This is a genomic window from Collimonas pratensis (assembly GCF_001584185.1).
Classification (GTDB): Bacteria; Pseudomonadota; Gammaproteobacteria; order Burkholderiales; family Burkholderiaceae_D; genus Collimonas; species Collimonas pratensis.
Genome location: NZ_CP013234.1, coordinates 789810 through 807499, shown reverse-complemented (window position 1 = coordinate 807499; position 17690 = coordinate 789810). Strand labels below are relative to the sequence as shown.

Genomic DNA, 17690 nt, shown 5'->3' with positions numbered 1-17690 from the left:
CCATGACTCGTAATCTTAACGGATCGCAGCGGCCGCATTGGCCCGAGCCTTATGTAATTTCCGGTAGCTGTCGATCAGGCGCTGGTGCCTATCGAGGCCTTCCAGTTTCATGCTCGTTGGCGTTAAGCCGAAGAAGCGCACGCTGCCGTCCACCGCCCCCATTACCGCGTCCATCCGAGCGTTGCCAAACATCCGGCGGAAATTGACCACGTAATCGTCCAGTTCCAAGTCGTCATCCAACAGCACCTCTAGCACCACATTCAAGGCCTGATAAAACAATCCGCGCTCGACCGTATTGTCGTTGTACTGCAGGAAGGCGCCGACCAGCTCATGCGCCTCCTCAAATTGCTGCAAGGCGAGACGAATCAGCAGCTTCAATTCGAGAACTGTCAACTGCCCCCAGTCCGTATTCTCGTCAAATTCGATACCGATCAATGTGGCGATGTCGGAGTATTCATCGAGCTCATTGTTCTCCAAACGCTCAAGCAGCGCTTCCAGGCTGTCATCGTCCAGGCGATGCAGATTCAAAATATCGGCGCGGAACAACAGCGCCTTGTTGGTGTTATCCCAGATCAAATCATCCACCGGGTAAACTTCCGAATAGCCCGGTACCAAAATCCGGCAGGCAATGGCGCCTAGCTGGTCATACACCGCCATGTAGGCCTGTTTGCCCATATCTTCAAGAATGCCGAACAAGGTCGCTGCTTCGTCGGCATTGGAGTTTTCACCCTGACCGGAAAAATCCCATTCCACAAAATCGAAGTCAGCTTTGGCGCTGAAAAAGCGCCATGACACAATACCGCTGGAATCGATGAAGTGTTCGACAAAGTTATTTGGCTCAGTCACCGCTTCACTTGTAAAGGTCGGCCGAGGCAGTTCGTTCAGGCCTTCAAAACTGCGACCCTGCAGCAATTCTGTCAGGCTGCGCTCCAGCGCCACCTCCAAGCTTGGGTGCGCACCGAACGAGGCAAACACCCCGCCGGTCCGCGGGTTCATCAAGGTGACGCACATCACCGGGTACACCCCTCCCAGCGACGCATCCTTCACCAGCACCGGAAAGCCCTGCTCTTCCAAGGCCTGGATGCCGGCCAGAATGCCAGGGTATTTCGCCAGCACTTCCTGCGGTACATCCGGCAAGGTGATTTCACCTTCCAGAATTTCGCGCTTTACCGCCCGCTCGAAAATTTCCGACAAACATTGCACCTGCGCTTCGGCCAGCGTGTTACCGGCACTCATGCCATTGCTGACGTAGAGGTTTTCGACCAGGTTGGATGGAAAATACACCACCTCACCGTCCGACTGCCGCACATACGGCAGCGAACAGATACCGCGCTGTACGTTGCCGGAATTGGTGTCAACCAGATGCGAGCCACATAACTCGCCGTCGGGATTGTAAATTTGCAGGCAGTACTCATCCAGAATTCCAGCCGGCAGCGCATCTTTAGGGCCAGGCTTAAACCAGCACTCGTTCGGGTAATGTACAAACGCCGCGCTGGCGATGTCTTCGCCCCAAAACGTGCCAGCATAGAAATGGTTGTTATTCAGTCGCTCGATATACTCGCCCAAAGCCGACGCCAACGCGCTTTCTTTGGTCGCGCCCTTGCCATTGGTAAAACACATCGGCGAGTGCGCATCGCGGATGTGCAGCGACCACACGTTAGGAACCAGATTACGCCACGAAGCGATTTCAATCTTGATGCCCAAGGCCGCCAAAACGCCCGACATATTGGCGATGGTTTGCTCCAAGGGCAGATCCTTGCCCGCAATATAGGTGCTGACGTCAGAAGCCGGCTTCAAGGTCAGCAAGGACTGCGCATCGGCATCCAGGTTCTCTACCTCTTCAATGACAAACTCGGGCCCGGCTTGCACCACTTTTTTCACCGTACAACGCTCGATGGAGCGCAAAATTCCCTGGCGGTCTTTGGCTGAGATATCCGCCGGCAATTCAACCTGAATCTTGAAAATCTGCTGGTAACGGTTTTCCGGATCAACAATATTATTTTGTGACAGGCGGATATTTTCGGTTGGAATATTGCGAGTTACGCAATACAATTTCACAAAGTAAGCTGCACACAAGGCCGATGAGGCCAGAAAATAATCGAAGGGACCCGGCGCCGAGCCGTCGCCCTTGTAACGGATAGGCTGGTCGGCCACTACCGTGAAGTCATCGAACTTGGCTTCAAGACGTAGCTTATCGAGAAAATTGACCTTGATTTCCATGGGGTAACTCTAAAATTGATGTAGCCGCTATTATCCGCCGCCACGCCGGTACCGTGCAAAGTATCGCTGGTTTCCTCAAACGCTGCCGCATATGGACAATTTGACAGGCAAACGCTCACGTCTTCGCTAACGCCAATTATTTGAATCCGCCGGCGACGGGGATGTGCGCGCCTGTAATCCAGCGAGCGTCATCGGAAGCCAAGAAAACAGCAACATCGCTTACGTCTTGCGTCGTACCGCTACGACCAAGAGGTGTCTTCGCAATTGTCGCCTTACCGAATGCCGAATCCGGTATGCCGGCAGCAAGCGCATTGTCGGTCGCGATCATGCCAGGCTTCAGTGAATTAACGCGGATTTTCTTTGGCCCAAGCTCATTGACGAGGACGCTGGTGAAACTATCAATGGCACCTTTGGTACCGGTGTAGATTGCTGATCCTGATGGCGCGAATTCGGTACCCATGGAACCGATATTGATGATGCTGCTACCCTCGCCCAGGTGTTTGAGAGCGAGTTGGGTAGTAAGAGGGGCCCGAAGACATTGATGTCATAGCAGTGGCGTCTGCTTGTTAGCCTACAATCGGCCAAAAGCGGACGTGTAATCGCGATCGAAAAAAATGTTAGCGCACACAGCCTTGCAGAGAATCGAAGAAATTAAGAAATGCGGATCAAAGAACAGCACCTACCGATAGAAAGGTTCGACCTTGCCTTTTACTTTAGTCATTAAGGGGTTGCCCTTCCGATCTAGCGCCTTTCCGGCCGGGATTTTAATCCATCCCTCGCTGATGCAATATTCCTCAACTTCGAAGCGCTCTTTATCGTTAAGTTTAATACCAACATCATGTTCAAATATGACGGCATTATAGTAAGGGCTGCGAGGGTCGACTGAGAGCCGATCAGGAAGTGGGGGGCGGTTTTGGATATCGTTCATGGCTACAATTATCAACTATAAGATTAATCAAAACAAATTTTTTGCGTGGTTTCGCTAAATCACTCGCTTGAACTCACTCGGCCAGGAGCCGCTGTTCGCGTTTTGATACCCATGGAGTGTGAAGATGAAATTTGATTGGCATGGTGGGATGATATCGTCCACAACTGAAATCGATTCCGACTACAAGAACACGCAAAACGTTCGGCGCTTTCTATCCAGTCAGTGTGGGTCGGATTTCAAATTTGACCGCGAACTGATGGCTTGGATACGTAACGGACTCGCGAAGAATATGGGTGATGTAGTGGACGAATGGAAGCGTCGCCGTGGACGTCGGTAACCGGCCGAGGCCGTGTAAAAACGCTGAATCCATCAAGGGAGCCGAGATCCACGTCATTTTAACGCGACATTGTTGATAATAGAGAGCCCTGCAAACGCGGCGGCTATTTCCCTTGGCCGAGTAAATAGCCGTCTCCAAACATATCTCCTGACGCTAAAAGCGCCTATGCGCTCATCACCTTCATCAAGGTTCCCACGCCCAGCACGTTGATCATCCGCTTCATGTTGTAAGCCAGGACATGCAAGCTCATCTCGGTGCTCACTCGGGCCTTGGTTTTGGTGAGGAAGTGCGTAGCACCCATCCATGCCTTGATGGTGCCGAATGGATGCTCAACAGTTTGCCGGCGTATTCGCATCGCCTTCGGCGTTCGTTCCAACCGCTCCTGCATGGCCTCCAGTACAGACTCATGCTCCCATCGTGTCACGCGCCGTTGAGGACTTGGCGTGCATGCGGATTTGAGTGAGCACTGCTGGCAATTCGAGCTCCAATAGCGGTGCAAATTCAAGCCTTTCTCTTTGCTCGTGAAACGCCAGATCAATCGCTCTCCGGCGGGACACTGATATTCATTGGCGCGTGCGTCGTAAATGAAATCCGCTTTGCCAAACCGACCTTCAGCAGAGGCATTGGAGGTCAGGTTCTTCGGGACGATCACGTTGATGCCGGCTTGTGTGCACGCCAGGATCTCTTCTCCTTTGAAGTAACCACGATCAGCAACTACGGTCAGCGATGCGGTGCCAATCGCTTCTTGCGCTTGCCGGCTCATCGAGTGCAGTTGATCCCGGTCGCTCCCGATGTTGGTCACCTCGTGCGCCACAATCAGATGATGCTTTGCGTCGACCACCGTTTGTACGTTGTAGCCAACGACGCCTGTACCACGCGTCTTCATCGACCGTGCATCAGGATCGGTTTGGGAGACTTGTTGATCCGGCGTCTTCTGGAGTTTTAATTGGATGTCTTCAAGCTCTCGCATCTGCGCCTTGAGCGCTGCGATATTCTCATGCAGTCGAGTTGTCGTGAGTTGCTTGCGGTCCGGCTCTTGGCGATCCGCCGTGTCGAGGGCTGTCAGATAGCGATCAATGCTCGCTGCGATCTCTTCCATGCGCCGTTGCAGCTTGGCGCTGGTGAAGTTGCGGTCGCGGTTGTTGACGGCTTTGAATTTGCTGCCGTCAATAGCGACCAGCGCTTCAGAGAACAGGCCAAGTCGCTGACACAGCACGACGAACTGCTTGCATACATTGGAGATGGCACGGCCATTGTCTTTGCGGAAGTTGGCGATAGTCTTGAAGTCCGGCGCCAAATGCCCTGTCAACCACATCAGTTCAATGTTACGCTGCGCCTCTCGTTCCAGGCGACGGCTTGATTGGAGTCGATTGAGATAGCCGTAGATGTAAATCTTGAGAAGAACCGATGGGTGATAGGCCGGACGTCCTGTTTGTGCAGGCATTGTTCCTTCGAAACCCATTTGCACCAGGTCCAGTTCATCGACGAAAACATCGACTACCCGCACTGGGTTGCTATCGGCAACGTAGTCGTCCAGTTGCTCGGGAAGCAAAATGCGTTGACTGCGATCCCGCCCTTCAATGAAGCGTTTCATAGGTGTACCTCGAACAGAGTCATCTGTCCGTGTGACATGGATCGCCGCAAATCGTTTACTTCCGATTAGAATTAGCGCTCAACAGCGTTTTTACACAGCCTCGGCCAATAGCGGACTGTCCCGCACGACACCAACTTGATGCTATCCTGAAAACAACTTCGACTTCCCTACACGCCATGGGTTCCATTCAAGAGTTTGTTCAGACATATTCGCCACAATCGGAAGCAAGGATTGTTTTCGCGTGGAATGGCAAACATGCCGCGGAATTTGCCGACGAAAATATGGTTTTTCGCCAAAGTGTCTGCGATTACTTCGAGGCGAACAAGGAAGCGATTCCTCTCCCTCTTATTGCAGCGTTATACAACGCAGAAACTCTCTTTGCAAAAGAGGCGTGGGGTGTCAATAGCGTTGTATCTGAGCTGGCGCAGGAGTTGCTCGAGCGAGGAGGGATTAACTACATAGATGCCTACATTGCTGGGGCCGCGCGTGGAATGGACGCTTACATGGAGTCCGGTAATATTCGTCTTTCTCAAGCTCGCTGTCGTGAGTTACTCGCCCACTGCCAGACATGCGTCGAAAATGGATCCGGGTCAGATAAGAATCGATGGGGAATGTTCGTTGCACGTTTTTCTCATCTGTTGCAAGTCTCTCAGGCTCAACGTACGCCGTAAGCCGCCATTCACCAACTTCTGCCATCGGCCAGAAGCGGCCATCAATAAGGATTTCACTTTGATAAGTAGGTAGGCATACCCCATCAAAAAGAGGATAAGACATGCGGTTCATTCATGCCACGATGCTAGGATTTTTCTTCTGCACATCTTTGGCGCACCTTGCCAGTGCTGTCGAAATCGACGTTGTTAACAGCCCGGTACCAGTGGTGCTGCAAGACCGCCTGACCATGCAAACGGCAGGCGGCGTAGGCGACATACCAATACGCGTCTCGCGTAATTGGAAATTGGAGCAACCCGATATTACGAGAGCCGTTATCATCATTCATGGTTGGCCGCGTCGCGACATTGACGCGGACGAAGATCTACAACAGCGTGCCGGTACCTTGGCCGCAGACACGCTCTTCGTCACGCCGCAATTCCTTACAGAAGTCGATGTCGAGGCACATCACCTGTCTCCTATGACATTGCGCTGGCGAGAAAGCGACTGGTTGCAGGGCTACGACGCCAGATCACCTGCCCCAATCAGCGCGTTTTCAGTGATAGACCAGATTTTTACGCGACTTGCCGATCGAAGGCTCTTTCCTCATCTAAAAGATGTTGTGTTGGCGGGCCACTCTGCTGGGGGCCAGTTCGTGCAGCGTTATGCGGTGGTAGGTCATACCTCGCAGGAGATCGTCGCTTCCCATATCCATGTCCGTTACGTCGTTGCCAATCCAGCGGCTTATTTGTATTTCGACGACAGGCGACCGCAAGCGGACGGTAGCTTTGCCGATGTTAGTTCTCATTGCCCTACTGCAGGAACATGGAACAATGGTCTCTCCGCCAGACTGCCTGCTTACGTGCAGCAACCAATGGTGCCCGCCATGCTTGAAAAAGACTATTTGCAGCGTGACGTCGTCTACTTGCTTGGCACCGCTGACAATGATCCCAACGCAGACGCTGTCGGTCAGTCCTGCACGTATAAAAGCCAGGGTGCAACGCGCCTAGAACGCGGGCACGCATACTTCCGCTACGTGACGGCCGCCGCCGAAGCTGCTCATCTGCCACAACGTCATCGTTTGTTCGAAGTGCCAGGTGTGGCCCATCGTACATTCGCCATGTATCACTCGGCATGCGGCCTGGCGGCGGTGTTCGACAAATCCAGTTGTGAGGACGCGCTGCATTAAGTGCCGAGAAAAGTTCGGAAAGCTGTCGCGCAACAGGCAAGCGGATTAGTTTTTCAATGAATCGTAATCCAGCCGCAAGGAGGCACTCGAGACGTGGATTACAGTTTGCTGCTATTTAACGTCCGCAACCGGCGGCCAGTAGCAGTCACCGACGACCTCAGCCGAAAGCGGGCATCTGGACGTCATCGTTGTATGCTACTGGCTGCAGCTCTGTGCGCCCCATGTAGCTGACCGTATAGCATTCATCCCTAAATGGCGTTAATCAATATCTTGTGCGGCAATTGAACAATTTTTGGCTGTCGCAAGCTTCAGGTCGATTTGACGAGAAAAGGAAAAGCACCATGGAAATGGAAAACCAATGGCTTGCCTATGCGAAGCGTCTACAAGCATTGGCATCGACATCATTGTATTTCTGCAAGGATGAATTCGATAGGGAACGTTTCACGGAAATTGCTGATATCGCAAATTCAATGCTTGCTCAGCTTGGAAACGTTCCTGTCGAACGCATTACCAACCTTGTCTCAGACTTTGCAAAGGGCTATTCAACTCCGAAAGTGGATGTTCGTGGCGCGATCATTGAAGGCGATAAAATTCTTCTTGTCCGAGAAAAATCAGATGGTAAATGGACGCTGCCTGGGGGCTTTGCTGATGTAGGTTTGTCGCCGGCAGAAAATGTGGTCAAAGAAATACATGAAGAAGCTGGATTGGTCGTTGCAGCGACCAAACTCTTCAACGTGCGCCACAAAGCGAAGGGGCCGTACGACCCAGATGCTCGTGATTTCTATAAGCTTTATTTTCTATGTGAGTGCTCCGATACGACGAGTCCGTTTACCGGCCCTGAAACCTCGGGTGTCGATTTCTTTTCTCTGGATAATCTTCCAGAGCTATCACTCGGCCGGGTAGTTAAGGCGCACCTAGAAACCGCATTTGCATTTCATCGCGGCATGGTAACGTCCACTTTATTTGATTGATGCAGTCAAGGTTTGAGTGCGGACAGACGCTATCGGCCAGCGCCAGCCGTTAGGGACGTCTAACACATACATGCTATAGGGAACTCAATGTATATACCCAAGTACCATGAGCAAGCCGACGTCGGCGCGATTCATGCGTTAATGGAAGCCTACCCATTCGGGGCATGGGTGTGCCCGAGCGCCGATGGTCTCATCGCGAATCACATCCCGTTCCTGTTGGATAAATCTCGTGGAAAATTTGGCACGCTGCTCGGTCACGTATCTCGCGCCAATCCCGTCTGGCAGCGGCTTCTAGAAGGGGCGCAGTCAGTCGTTATGTTTCAGGGGCCGCACGCTTACATCACGCCTGGCTGGTATCCCAGCAAATCTGAACACGGAAAAGTGGTCCCGACCTGGAACTACACCGTAGCACACGCTCACGGAATGCCCCGTTCCGTCCATGATGAAGCGTGGTTATTGGACCTGCTGTTCCGTTTGACGACGGTGCACGAAGCCTCGCAGAGATTGCCTTGGAATGTCTCAGACGCCCCCCGGGACTTTATCGACAAACTGCTGAGAGGCATCGTTGGCATAGAAATACCCATCGATAGCTTGAACGGAAAAATCAAAGTCAGCCAGGACGAAGCGCTTCAGGATAGATGGGGCACCGTGGAGGGCCTTAGGGCGGAAGGTAGTTCGAACGCCTCGGCGATGGCTTTGCTTGTGCAGCAAGCGATAACCGAGTGCGCAGAAAAGTGAAGCCCACTATATATTTTCGAATGTCCGCTATTGCGAAGCTCGAAGGACCGCTTCGGGTCGAGGCTGTGTAAAAACGCAAAATCATTTCTCAGGTGAGCGCGTTCGTCTTCGATCCAATTTGGAAACGAACCTGCACGTAAAACATTAGCACGGAGCACGGCGACAAAAAAATATTTAACGGCTGCGAAAGGCCTGCTCAATTAGCAGGAACAATATCTCGTAGAGATGCAAAAAAAGGCCGTCAGGCCCTCATGGCTGCAATCAATCGATGAGTACCCAGTATTGCCATGATCCGTTTCAGATTGTAAGCCAGTACGTGCAAGCTCATTTCAGTACTCACCCGTGGGAGTGACCTGGTCAGGAAGTGCGTTGCACCCATCCATGCCTTGAGCGTGCCAAATGGATGCTCGACGGTCTGCCGGCGTAAGCGGGCAGGATTGGGCCAGACATTTAAGCGCCGCTGCATTCGCTCAAGTACATCCTCATGTTCCCAACGGGCGATACGCCGATTGGTGCCGGTAGTACATTGCGCCTTGATTGGGCATGCCGGGCAGGCAGACGACCAATATTTATGCCACCGCAACCCGTGTTCGATTGTTGTGAAACGCCAGATAGCTCGTTGTCCGGCCGGACACTGGTACTCGTCGCTTTGCGCCAGATAAATGAAATCCGTTTTATCGAAGAGGCCTTGTGCCCGGTTGCCCGAAGTCAGAGGTTTCGGTACCAGCGGCGTCACGCCAAGCTTCTCGCATGCGAGAATTTCCGCTCCGCTGAAATAGCCGCGGTCCGCGACCACAGTCAAATCTTGCTTTCCGATTGCGTTTTGCGCTTGTGCCGCCATCGACGCTAGCTGCGTTCGATCGTGCCCGACATTGGTCACCTCATGCGACACGATCAGATGATTTCTGGTATCGACCGCAGTCTGGACGTTGTAGCCCACCATGCCTGTGCCACGGCCACTCGTGGCCATGGATCTGGCATCCGGATCTGTCAGAGATATTTGCTTATCTGGTGTCTGCTGCAGCTGCTTGTTGATCTCGTTGAATCCTTCGATCTGCTTCTTGATGGAGGCAATTTTTTCCTTCAGATGCGAGACGCGGGCCTCAGGCACTAACTCCGGCTGGCGGTCGGCACGATCAAGCTCCTCGAGGTAGCGTGCAATGTTGGCTTCGAGTTGCTCGATTCGTGCCTGAAGCTTCCTGTCGGTAAAGTTCTTATCGCGATTGTTGACCGCCTTGAACTTGCTGCCATCGATGGCGATATCGGTATTGGCAAACAGATCGAGATTGCGGCACATCAGAACAAATTGACGACAGACCTTGCTGATCGCTGGCCCGTTGTTCTTGCGGAAGTCTGCAATGGTCTTGAAGTCCGGCATCAGGCGACTCGTCAGCCACATGACCTCGATGTTGCGTTGTGCCTCGCGTTCCAGGCGCCGGCTCGATTGGACTCGGTTGAGGTAACCGTAGATATAAATCTTCAGCAGCACGCTGGGATGATAAGACGGCCGTCCGGTCTGCGCTGGCTTCGCGCCACCGAAACCAAGCGAGCCAAGATCAAGCGAGTCGACAAAGACATCGATGACTCTGACAGGATTATCTTCACTGACGTAATCTTCGAGCTGCTCTGGCAGCAGGATACTCTGCGTGCGATCCGTTCCCTGGACAAAGCGTTTCATCGAAGCCTCGATCAAATATGCAATGTCGATTTGACGCTTGTATCGAGAAATAGTTTACTAACTGGATGCGTTTTCACACAGCCTCGGTCGGAAGCCGCCGATAGGTGCGCATGCGCTTTAGAACTTGCTCTGCAAAAAACGTAATTGCGGAGCAATCGGCATAGGGGCGGTCAGTATAACTGACCGGTCCCCTGCCACACCACCCGGCATGCGGGTCCGCACCGGGCGGTTGAAACGGTTGAGGTCGTCATGCCCATACCCGAACATGACACCCGGACTCGCCTGTCCCCAACCCGGCCGATCTGTTTCTTCGCTGTCACAAGTATTTCAGGCTTCACCTGCTGCACTTTTCGTAACGAGCCCCGTATCCGGGCATCTGAAGCATATCCATTTCGGATGGTCAGGCAGACTTGCCCTTCTGCTCCTTTGGTCCTTCGCCAACAGCTTCCAGCCTCTCCGGCCATGCCGCCAACTACTACGACCTCTGCTGACTTCTCGCTCCGGCTTACACCGTCGCCCTTTCAGGCACAAAGCGAGATCTCCCCAGGTAAGAACGCAATCCTTCACTGCACAACCGCCGGATCTACGCCGCCTGACCCTTGATCACGAGAGCTTCGCGGTTCATTGCCCGCTCGCCCTGGTCGGCACCGCCTTCTATCCGATTCTTGTTCATCGGCTCGCAGCTTCGCTCCACGCTTCCTCCCCACACTCAGTCGCCCTCATGCAGTTGCGCTTCGCTTCGTTCGCTGTGATCAACTTACGGGAGGACTTTCACCTCCAAGATTGCGCCCATGCTGGGCGCACAATGGAAAAGGCCCACCGGACGGTGGGCCTTTTAGATATTGGTGCTGGCTGCAGGACTTGAACCCGCCACCCCCTGATTACAAGTCAGGTGCTCTACCAGATGAGCTAAGCCAGCTAAACTGCGAAGACCGCAATTATACCTATTTAATTCGCGTTAGGGTAGGTCTTCCACCTTTTTTTGGTGGTTCCGGATCTTTTTCCGGGTCTGTTCCTGGTGAATTCTGTTTTGTGTCGCTGCCAGGCGACGGTACAGAGGTCAAAATCGGCGTCACCGAGGCTGGTGGCTCGCTGCTGAGCTCTTGTTCGGAGGCGGCATCGCTGATATCGGAGTCGGCCGCGACCGTCGGTTCAAAGGCCATGCCCTGGCCGTTTTCACGGGCATAGATGGCGATTACATTGTCGACCGGGACCGAGATGTCGCGCGATACGCCACCGAAGCGGGCGCTGAAATTGACGAACTCATTGTCCATCTTCAAGCCGCTGGTGGCTTCGAAACTGATGTTCAATACAATCTCGCCATTCTTGACGAACTGCATCGGCACGCGCGTGTGCGCATCTACCCTGGCCGCCAGATAGGGGGTGTAGCCATTGTCGGTGCACCATTCATAAATGGCGCGCAACAGATACGGTTTGGTAGAGGTTTCGGACATGGCAGCTACTTGGTTCGGTACAAATGATTGAGAAACAACTGAGCAAGGCCTGTCCTGCAGCGCCAGCGGCGATACAGGACAGCAAACAGCAACATCTTAACGACGCATGACTTTTTCCGACGGCGTCAACGCTTCGATGTAGGCCGGGCGCGAGAAGATACGCTCAGCATACTTCATCAGCGGCGCGGCTGTCTTCGACAGCTCGATACCGTAGTGATCCAGACGCCACAGCAATGGCGCAATCGCCACATCCAGCATCGAGAACTCGTCGCCCAGCATGTATTTGTTCTTCAGGAACAAAGGCGCCAGCGTAGTCAGGCGATCGCGGATTTCCGAGCGTGCCTTGTCGTGGCTCTTCTCTGCCGCTTTGGTTTTCTCGTTTTCCAGCGTGTGCACGTGGATAAACAATTCTTTCTCAAAGTTAAACAGCATCAGCCGCGCACGGGCGCGCATCAGCGGATCGGCCGGCATCAGCTGCGGATGCGGGAAACGTTCGTCGATGTACTCGTTGATGATATTGGACTCGTACAGAATCAGGTCGCGCTCGACCAGGATCGGCACTTGACCATAAGGGTTCATGGTCGAGATGTCTTCCGGCTTGTTGAACAAGTCGACATCGCGAATTTCAAAGTCCATGCCTTTCTCGAACAGAACGAGACGGCAGCGTTGTGAAAATGGGCAGGTTGTACCCGAATAGAGAACCATCATTTTTATAGTTCCTTAGAAACAAAAGGGTGAGACCCATACGGCTCACCCCAAAACGCATATCCGCAAAATCGCGGATATGAACTACTTAACGTCTTTCCAGTATGACGCGTTGAGGCGCCATGCCAGAACAAAGAACATGCCGAGGAACAGCAGTACCCAGACGCCCAGGCGCTTGCGGGTATTCTGAGCAGGCTCGCCCATCCATTCAAGATAGGAAACCAGGTCGGCGACTGCAACGTCGTATTCGACCTTGTTCATCTTGCCTGGCTTGAGCTGCTCGAAACCGACAAACTTGTGCTCCATCTTGCCTTCTTCATGAGGATCTTTTACGTCTTCGTATTTGGCAGTACGAATGCCTTCCAGTTCCCACAGTACGTGCGGCATGCCGACGTTAGGGAAAACCATGTTGTTCCAGCCACTTGGACGGGTGTCGTCCTTGTAGAAGGTGCGCAGGTAGGTGTACAGCCAGTCCGGTCCGCTGCCGGCGCCGGATGCCTTGGCGCGGGCGATCACCGACAGGTCAGGCGGCGCGGCGCCGAACCATTCCTTGCCGTCTTTCGGCGCCATGGCGATGGTCATCAGGCCGCCCACCTTATCGGTGGTGAACAACAGGTTGTCCTTGATCTGCTCTTCTGTCAGGCCGATATCGCGCAGGCGGTTGTAACGCATGGACGATGCCGAGTGGCAGTTGAGGCAGTAATTCACGAACAGCTTGGCGCCGTTCTGCAGCGCCGACAGGTTGTTCCCCTGCGGTGGAGCGGTATCCAGCGGATAGCCGCCTTCTTCGCTGGCGAAAGCCAGCGCAGGCAGCAGCACCAGAGTCGCCATCAATTTTTTTATCAATGCGCTTTTAAGCAATGTCATGTTCTTATCCTCTGGCTTAGTGCGGGTGATAAACAACACGGTCCGGCACCGGCTTGAACGTACCCGCGGCGCTCCACCATGGCATCAGCAGGAAGAAGCCGAAGTAGATGAAAGTACAGACCTTCGACACATAGCCGCCGATAGCTGACGGCGGTTGCACGCCGAGATAGCCCAGCACCACAAACGTGATCGCGAACAGGATGTAGATGTACTTGTGCCAGCTCGGACGATAGCGGATCGACTTCACATTGGAATGATCCAGCCAAGGCAGGCCGGCCAGGATCATGACCGAGACGCCCATCAGGACCACGCCGAAGAACTTCGCGTCGAAGATGAACATGGCGCCGATGATGGCCACGCCGATCACGGTAGAGGCAATCTTGATGATGCCGCTCAGCTTCGACTTCAGCCACAGCAGCGCGACAAAGGCGGCGACGCCGGCTTGCAGGTAAATGATGAAGTCCGAAGTCACTGCGCGCAGGATCGAGTAGTAAGGCGTGAAATACCAGACCGGTGCGATATGCGGCGGCGTCTTCAGCGAATCGGCCGGGACGAAGTTGTTGTACTCGAGGAAGTAGCCGCCCATTTCCGGGCCGAAGAACACCACCGCGCTGAAGACGATCAGGAACACAGCAACCGCCATCACGTCATGCACCGAGTAGTAAGGGTGGAAAGGCACGCCGTCCAGCGGTATGCCCTTGGCATCCAGTTTTTCCTTGATCTCGACGCCGTCGGGATTGTTCGAGCCGACTTCGTGCAGGGCGATGATATGCGCCACCACCAGGCCGATCAGCACCAGCGGAATCGCGATCACATGGAACGAGAAGAAGCGGTTCAGCGTGGCGTCCGACACCACGTAGTCGCCGCGGATCCACAGCGACAGATCAGGGCCGATGAAAGGAATCGCGCCGAACAGGTTGACAATCACCTGCGCGCCCCAGTAAGACATCTGGCCCCAAGGCAGCAGATAGCCCATGAAGGCTTCGCCCATCAGGCACAGGAAAATGCCGACGCCGAACAGCCACACCAGTTCACGCGGTTTGCGGTACGAGCCGTACAGCAGGCCGCGCACCATGTGCAGGTAGACCACGATGAAGAAGGCCGAAGCGCCGGTCGAGTGCATGTAGCGCACCAGCCAGCCCCACGGCACGTCGCGCATGATGTATTCCACCGAGGCGAAGGCCAGGGTAGCGTCCGGCTTGTAGTGCATCACCAGGAAGATGCCGGTGACGATCTGGATCACCAGCACCAGCAGCGCCAGCGAACCGAAGGCGTACCAGAAGTTGAAATTCTTAGGCGCGTAGTATTCCGACAGATGCGCCTTCCAGGTGGAAGTCACGGGGAAACGCGCATCGACCCAGTTCAAGGCTTTCTCGGCGATGGGCGCATCGGCCGGCAGCTGTTTTTCGTGGAATGCCATGGTTTAAGCCTCACCTTTCTCGTCTTTACCAATGACGATCTTGGTATCGGACAGGTACATGTAGCGTGGCACATCGAGATTGTTCGGCGCTGGCTTGTTCTTGAAGACACGGCCGGCCAGGTCGAAGGTGGAACCATGGCAAGGGCAAAGGAAGCCGCCTTGCCAGTCGTCCGGCAACGAAGCCTGCGCGCCTGGCGTGAATTTCGAAGATGGGGAGCAGCCCAGATGCGGACAGATACCGACCAGCACCAGGGTTTCTTCGTGGCCGACGTGGCCGCGGTTGTTCGACTTGTTCTTGCAATAGTCGGGCAAGTCCATGGTGTAGGGCTTGAGCGACTCAGGATCGGCAACTTCGGAGGCGGTATGTTCCAGCCCTTTTAGTTGCTCGGGGGTACGTTTCATGATCCAGACGGGCTTACCGCGCCACTCGAACACTTGCATCTCGCCTGGTTTAATGCCGGAAATATCCACTTCCACTGGCGCTCCTGCTGCTTTCGCGCGCTCGGACGGCTGGAACGTGGACACAAAAGCCCCCGCAGTGGCCAGACCGGCCACTCCACCCGCCGCGCATGTAGCGACGAGCAAACCACGCCGACCGGAATCGACCTGCTTTTCGATACTCATACCAACCCCAATCAGTCAAAATACGAAAATTGCACGGAACTTCTAGCAACCCTAGATTATATCGAAGCCGGAGACTGTTTTAAAGAAAATACGTACAGTCAAGTACAAAATCACTTAATTACGTGGATTATGCTGTTAAATCTGGCACAATTCCCGTCAGATGGTCATTCTTGCACCGCAGCAAGTCTGTGCGATCCTGAACAGATAGTGGAAAATAACAAGAATTGACAATTTTGTCCTTTTAATCCGGTCGCGATCGCAGTATCTTCCCGACTGTCAACATTAGTATGGAGAAATAGCGATATGAGCATGATGCAAGAATTCAAGACCTTTGCACTCAAAGGCAATGTGATGGATCTGGCGGTCGGCGTCATCATCGGCGGCGCTTTCGGCAAGATCGTCGATTCACTGGTGCAGGACATCATCATGCCGGTAGTCGGCAAGATTTTCGGCGGCCTCGATTTTGCCAATCACTACTTCGCCCTGAACGGCCAGGCTGCAGGCCTGCCCCTGGCCGAAGCAAAGAAAGCCGGCGCCGTGCTGGCCTACGGCAATTTCATCACCATCGCCCTGAATTTCGTCATCCTGGCTTTCGTGATTTTCCAAATGGTGCGCATCATCAACAAGCTGCGCGGCGAAGTCCCGCCTGCGCCTGCGGCCGATCCGGAAAATATCGTGCTGCTGCGCGAGATCCGCGATTCCCTGAAGAAATAAACCTATCCTGCAGCAAGCAACAAAGCCGCAGCCAAAAGCCCGCTACTTGTCAGCGGGCTTTTTTTGTCCGCAGCCAGCTGCCGATTGCACAAGAAGCAATGCAAGCACTGCTTGCAGGTTGCGCCCCAAGTTCCCATGCGGTAATCTGCGGATAGAGTTGCTTGGTTGCGCGACAACAGAACCAAGACACACTGGTAATGCGAACGCACCTGAGTCCACATAAAAGGAAGTCGAATTGCCATCCAAAGACTTGCAACCGGAACAACTGAAGATCTGGCTTGCTGCAGTCGTGCGCAAGGACGCCGCCGCCTTTCGCGCTCTCTATGACGCAACTTCTCCGAAACTGTTTGGCTTCGCGCTGCGTATACTAGTTAAGCGCGAGTGGGCAGAAGAGGTCCTGCAGGAAAGTTTCGTCAACGTCTGGAACAACGCCGACAGCTACCAGGCCAGCCTGGCGGCCCCGATGACCTGGATGACCACCATCGTGCGCAACAAGGCCTTCGATTTCCTGCGCCGTAACGACAGCGCCGTCGAGATCGATGCCGACACCTTCGACAAGGAAGTCATGAACGCCATGGAAAGCGCTGACCCGACGCCGCTGGAAGCGCTGCAACTCAGCGCTGACGCGAAGGCGCTAGCGGCATGCCTGGGGCGGCTGGAGGGCTTGCACCGGCAAGCCATTGCCCTGTCCTTCTATCACGACCTGTCGCATAGCGAAGTCGCGGCACAGATGAAACTGCCGGTCGGCACCGTCAAGACCTGGATCAGGCGCGGCCTGGAACGCCTCAAGGCCTGCCTTGGCACGCTGGGGAGCATTTGATGGAGATCCACAACAATCCTGGCCTGGTAAACAAGCTAGCGGCCGAATACGTATTGGGCACGCTCAAGGGCGGCGCGCGCCGCCGTTTCGAGAGCCTGCTGCGGCGCCATGATGGCTTGCGCCTGGCTGTAGCCGAATGGCAGGACCGGCTGCATCCGCTGGCCGAACTTGCGCCGCCGGTGCCGCCGCCGGCAGCAGTCTGGCCGGCGATAGAAGCCAAGCTTGGCCTGTCCAGCAAGCCGCAACGCCAGCGCTCCTTCTGGTTCGAGCTGCGCGAAGACATCAGCTTCTGGCGCGGCCTGGGCATGTTCTCCACCGCCGCAGCCCTGATCCTGACCTCGCTGCTGCTGACCCGGCAACAGCAGCCGCTGCCGGCACCGGCGCCAGCCTCGTATATCGCCATGCTGAGCAACGATCAGGCGCAGCCGATTGCCGTGGTGACCGGCGATGCGCCCGGCGGCCGCCTGACCGTCAAGCTGGTCGCACCGCAAGCGATTGCAGCCGACAAGAGCCTGGAGCTGTGGGCAGTACCTAAGGAAGGCCCGCCGCGTTCGCTCGGCCTGCTGGCGGCCGACGGCAGCGTCAGCCTGCCATTGCCGGCCAACGCCACGCCGCAGTCGATACCGCTGCTGGCGGTGACGCTGGAACCGAAGGGCGGCTCACCGAATCCCAACGGCCCGACCGGACCTATCGTGTTCAAGGGCGCCTGGGTGCAGATCTAGCTGATCGTAGTTGCCGGCAATGTGGGCCGCTGCATCATCTGCTGCGGCCCGTTTCATTTCG

The 17690-nt window shown here is 54.7% G+C and carries 17 protein-coding genes, 1 tRNA gene and 1 pseudogene; 8 read left to right on the top strand and 11 right to left on the bottom strand.

Features of this window, described 5'->3' with window-relative positions; genetic code table 11:
* Positions 1–15: 15 nt before the first annotated feature.
* From CPter91_RS03685 to CPter91_RS03675, 3 genes and pseudogenes are all read right to left on the bottom strand, one after another.
* Positions 16–2220: an OsmC domain/YcaO domain-containing protein gene (locus tag CPter91_RS03685; protein ID WP_061937066.1), complete on the bottom strand. Its 2205-nt coding sequence runs from the start codon at positions 2218–2220 to the stop codon at positions 16–18.
* A gap of 136 nt (positions 2221–2356) precedes the next feature.
* Positions 2357–2731 (bottom strand): annotated as a pseudogene (locus tag CPter91_RS03680) (SDR family oxidoreductase); the annotation flags it as partial.
* A gap of 168 nt (positions 2732–2899) precedes the next feature.
* Positions 2900–3148, bottom strand: coding sequence for a DUF3297 family protein (locus tag CPter91_RS03675; protein WP_061945817.1), 249 nt, complete (start codon positions 3146–3148; stop codon positions 2900–2902).
* Between the two features lie 124 nt (positions 3149–3272).
* Between CPter91_RS03675 and CPter91_RS27255 the strand changes: the two genes are divergently transcribed.
* Complete coding sequence (locus CPter91_RS27255) at positions 3273–3485, top strand: DUF6434 domain-containing protein (protein WP_061937060.1); 213 nt, start codon at positions 3273–3275, stop codon at positions 3483–3485.
* Positions 3486–3648: 163 nt separating this feature from the next.
* On the opposite strand, the gene CPter91_RS03665 is transcribed toward CPter91_RS27255, so the two are convergent.
* Positions 3649–5079 carry an IS1182 family transposase gene (locus tag CPter91_RS03665; RefSeq protein ID WP_061935832.1) on the bottom strand — a complete coding sequence of 477 codons (1431 nt, stop codon included), beginning with the start codon at positions 5077–5079 and terminating at the stop codon, positions 3649–3651.
* A 176-nt stretch (positions 5080–5255) separates the two neighbouring features.
* Here CPter91_RS03665 and CPter91_RS03660 point away from each other — a divergent pair, with 176 nt between their 5' ends.
* The 4 genes from CPter91_RS03660 to CPter91_RS03645 all read left to right on the top strand — a co-directional run bounded on the left by CPter91_RS03660 (position 5256) and on the right by CPter91_RS03645 (position 8625).
* A complete protein-coding gene (locus tag CPter91_RS03660; RefSeq protein ID WP_061937057.1) occupies positions 5256–5750 on the top strand; it encodes a hypothetical protein in 495 nt (164 codons plus the stop codon).
* Positions 5751–5851: 101 nt separating this feature from the next.
* Positions 5852–6916, top strand: a complete 1065-nt coding sequence (locus CPter91_RS03655; RefSeq protein ID WP_061937055.1) for a hypothetical protein — start codon at positions 5852–5854, stop codon at positions 6914–6916.
* A 341-nt stretch (positions 6917–7257) separates the two neighbouring features.
* Positions 7258–7887 (top strand): NUDIX hydrolase, encoded by a 630-nt coding sequence (locus CPter91_RS03650; protein WP_236905925.1) that lies wholly within the window; start codon positions 7258–7260, stop codon positions 7885–7887.
* Between the two features lie 87 nt (positions 7888–7974).
* Positions 7975–8625, top strand: coding sequence for an FMN-binding negative transcriptional regulator (locus tag CPter91_RS03645; protein WP_061937052.1), 651 nt, complete (start codon positions 7975–7977; stop codon positions 8623–8625).
* Positions 8626–8866: 241 nt separating this feature from the next.
* On the opposite strand, the gene CPter91_RS03640 is transcribed toward CPter91_RS03645, so the two are convergent.
* The 7 genes from CPter91_RS03640 to petA form a co-directional block, all read right to left on the bottom strand.
* Positions 8867–10303 (bottom strand): IS1182 family transposase, encoded by a 1437-nt coding sequence (locus CPter91_RS03640; RefSeq protein WP_061945813.1) that lies wholly within the window; start codon positions 10301–10303, stop codon positions 8867–8869.
* An 843-nt stretch (positions 10304–11146) separates the two neighbouring features.
* Positions 11147–11222, bottom strand: a tRNA-Thr gene (locus CPter91_RS03635).
* A gap of 25 nt (positions 11223–11247) precedes the next feature.
* Positions 11248–11757 (bottom strand): ClpXP protease specificity-enhancing factor, encoded by a 510-nt coding sequence (locus tag CPter91_RS03630; protein ID WP_061937049.1) that lies wholly within the window; start codon positions 11755–11757, stop codon positions 11248–11250.
* A gap of 96 nt (positions 11758–11853) precedes the next feature.
* Positions 11854–12465, bottom strand: coding sequence for a glutathione S-transferase N-terminal domain-containing protein (locus CPter91_RS03625; protein ID WP_038485359.1), 612 nt, complete (start codon positions 12463–12465; stop codon positions 11854–11856).
* Between the two features lie 81 nt (positions 12466–12546).
* Entirely contained in the window at positions 12547–13329 is a 783-nt protein-coding gene (locus CPter91_RS03620) for a cytochrome c1 (RefSeq protein ID WP_061937046.1), read from the bottom strand.
* A gap of 16 nt (positions 13330–13345) precedes the next feature.
* Positions 13346–14749, bottom strand: coding sequence for a cytochrome b (locus tag CPter91_RS03615; protein WP_061937043.1), 1404 nt, complete (start codon positions 14747–14749; stop codon positions 13346–13348).
* Positions 14750–14752: 3 nt separating this feature from the next.
* Positions 14753–15373, bottom strand: a complete 621-nt coding sequence (gene petA / locus CPter91_RS03610) for a ubiquinol-cytochrome c reductase iron-sulfur subunit (protein ID WP_038485351.1) — start codon at positions 15371–15373, stop codon at positions 14753–14755.
* A 303-nt stretch (positions 15374–15676) separates the two neighbouring features.
* Here petA and mscL point away from each other — a divergent pair, with 303 nt between their 5' ends.
* The 3 genes from mscL to CPter91_RS03595 all read left to right on the top strand — a co-directional run bounded on the left by mscL (position 15677) and on the right by CPter91_RS03595 (position 17629).
* On the top strand, positions 15677–16087 hold the full coding sequence (mscL, locus tag CPter91_RS03605; protein ID WP_061937040.1) for a large conductance mechanosensitive channel protein MscL: 411 nt from the start codon (positions 15677–15679) through the stop codon (positions 16085–16087).
* Between the two features lie 235 nt (positions 16088–16322).
* Positions 16323–16907, top strand: coding sequence for an RNA polymerase sigma factor (locus CPter91_RS03600; protein WP_061937037.1), 585 nt, complete (start codon positions 16323–16325; stop codon positions 16905–16907).
* Positions 16907–17629 carry an anti-sigma factor gene (locus tag CPter91_RS03595; RefSeq protein ID WP_061937034.1) on the top strand — a complete coding sequence of 241 codons (723 nt, stop codon included), beginning with the start codon at positions 16907–16909 and terminating at the stop codon, positions 17627–17629. The genes CPter91_RS03600 and CPter91_RS03595 overlap by 1 nt, the downstream gene beginning before the upstream one ends.
* Positions 17630–17690: the final 61 nt, after the last annotated feature.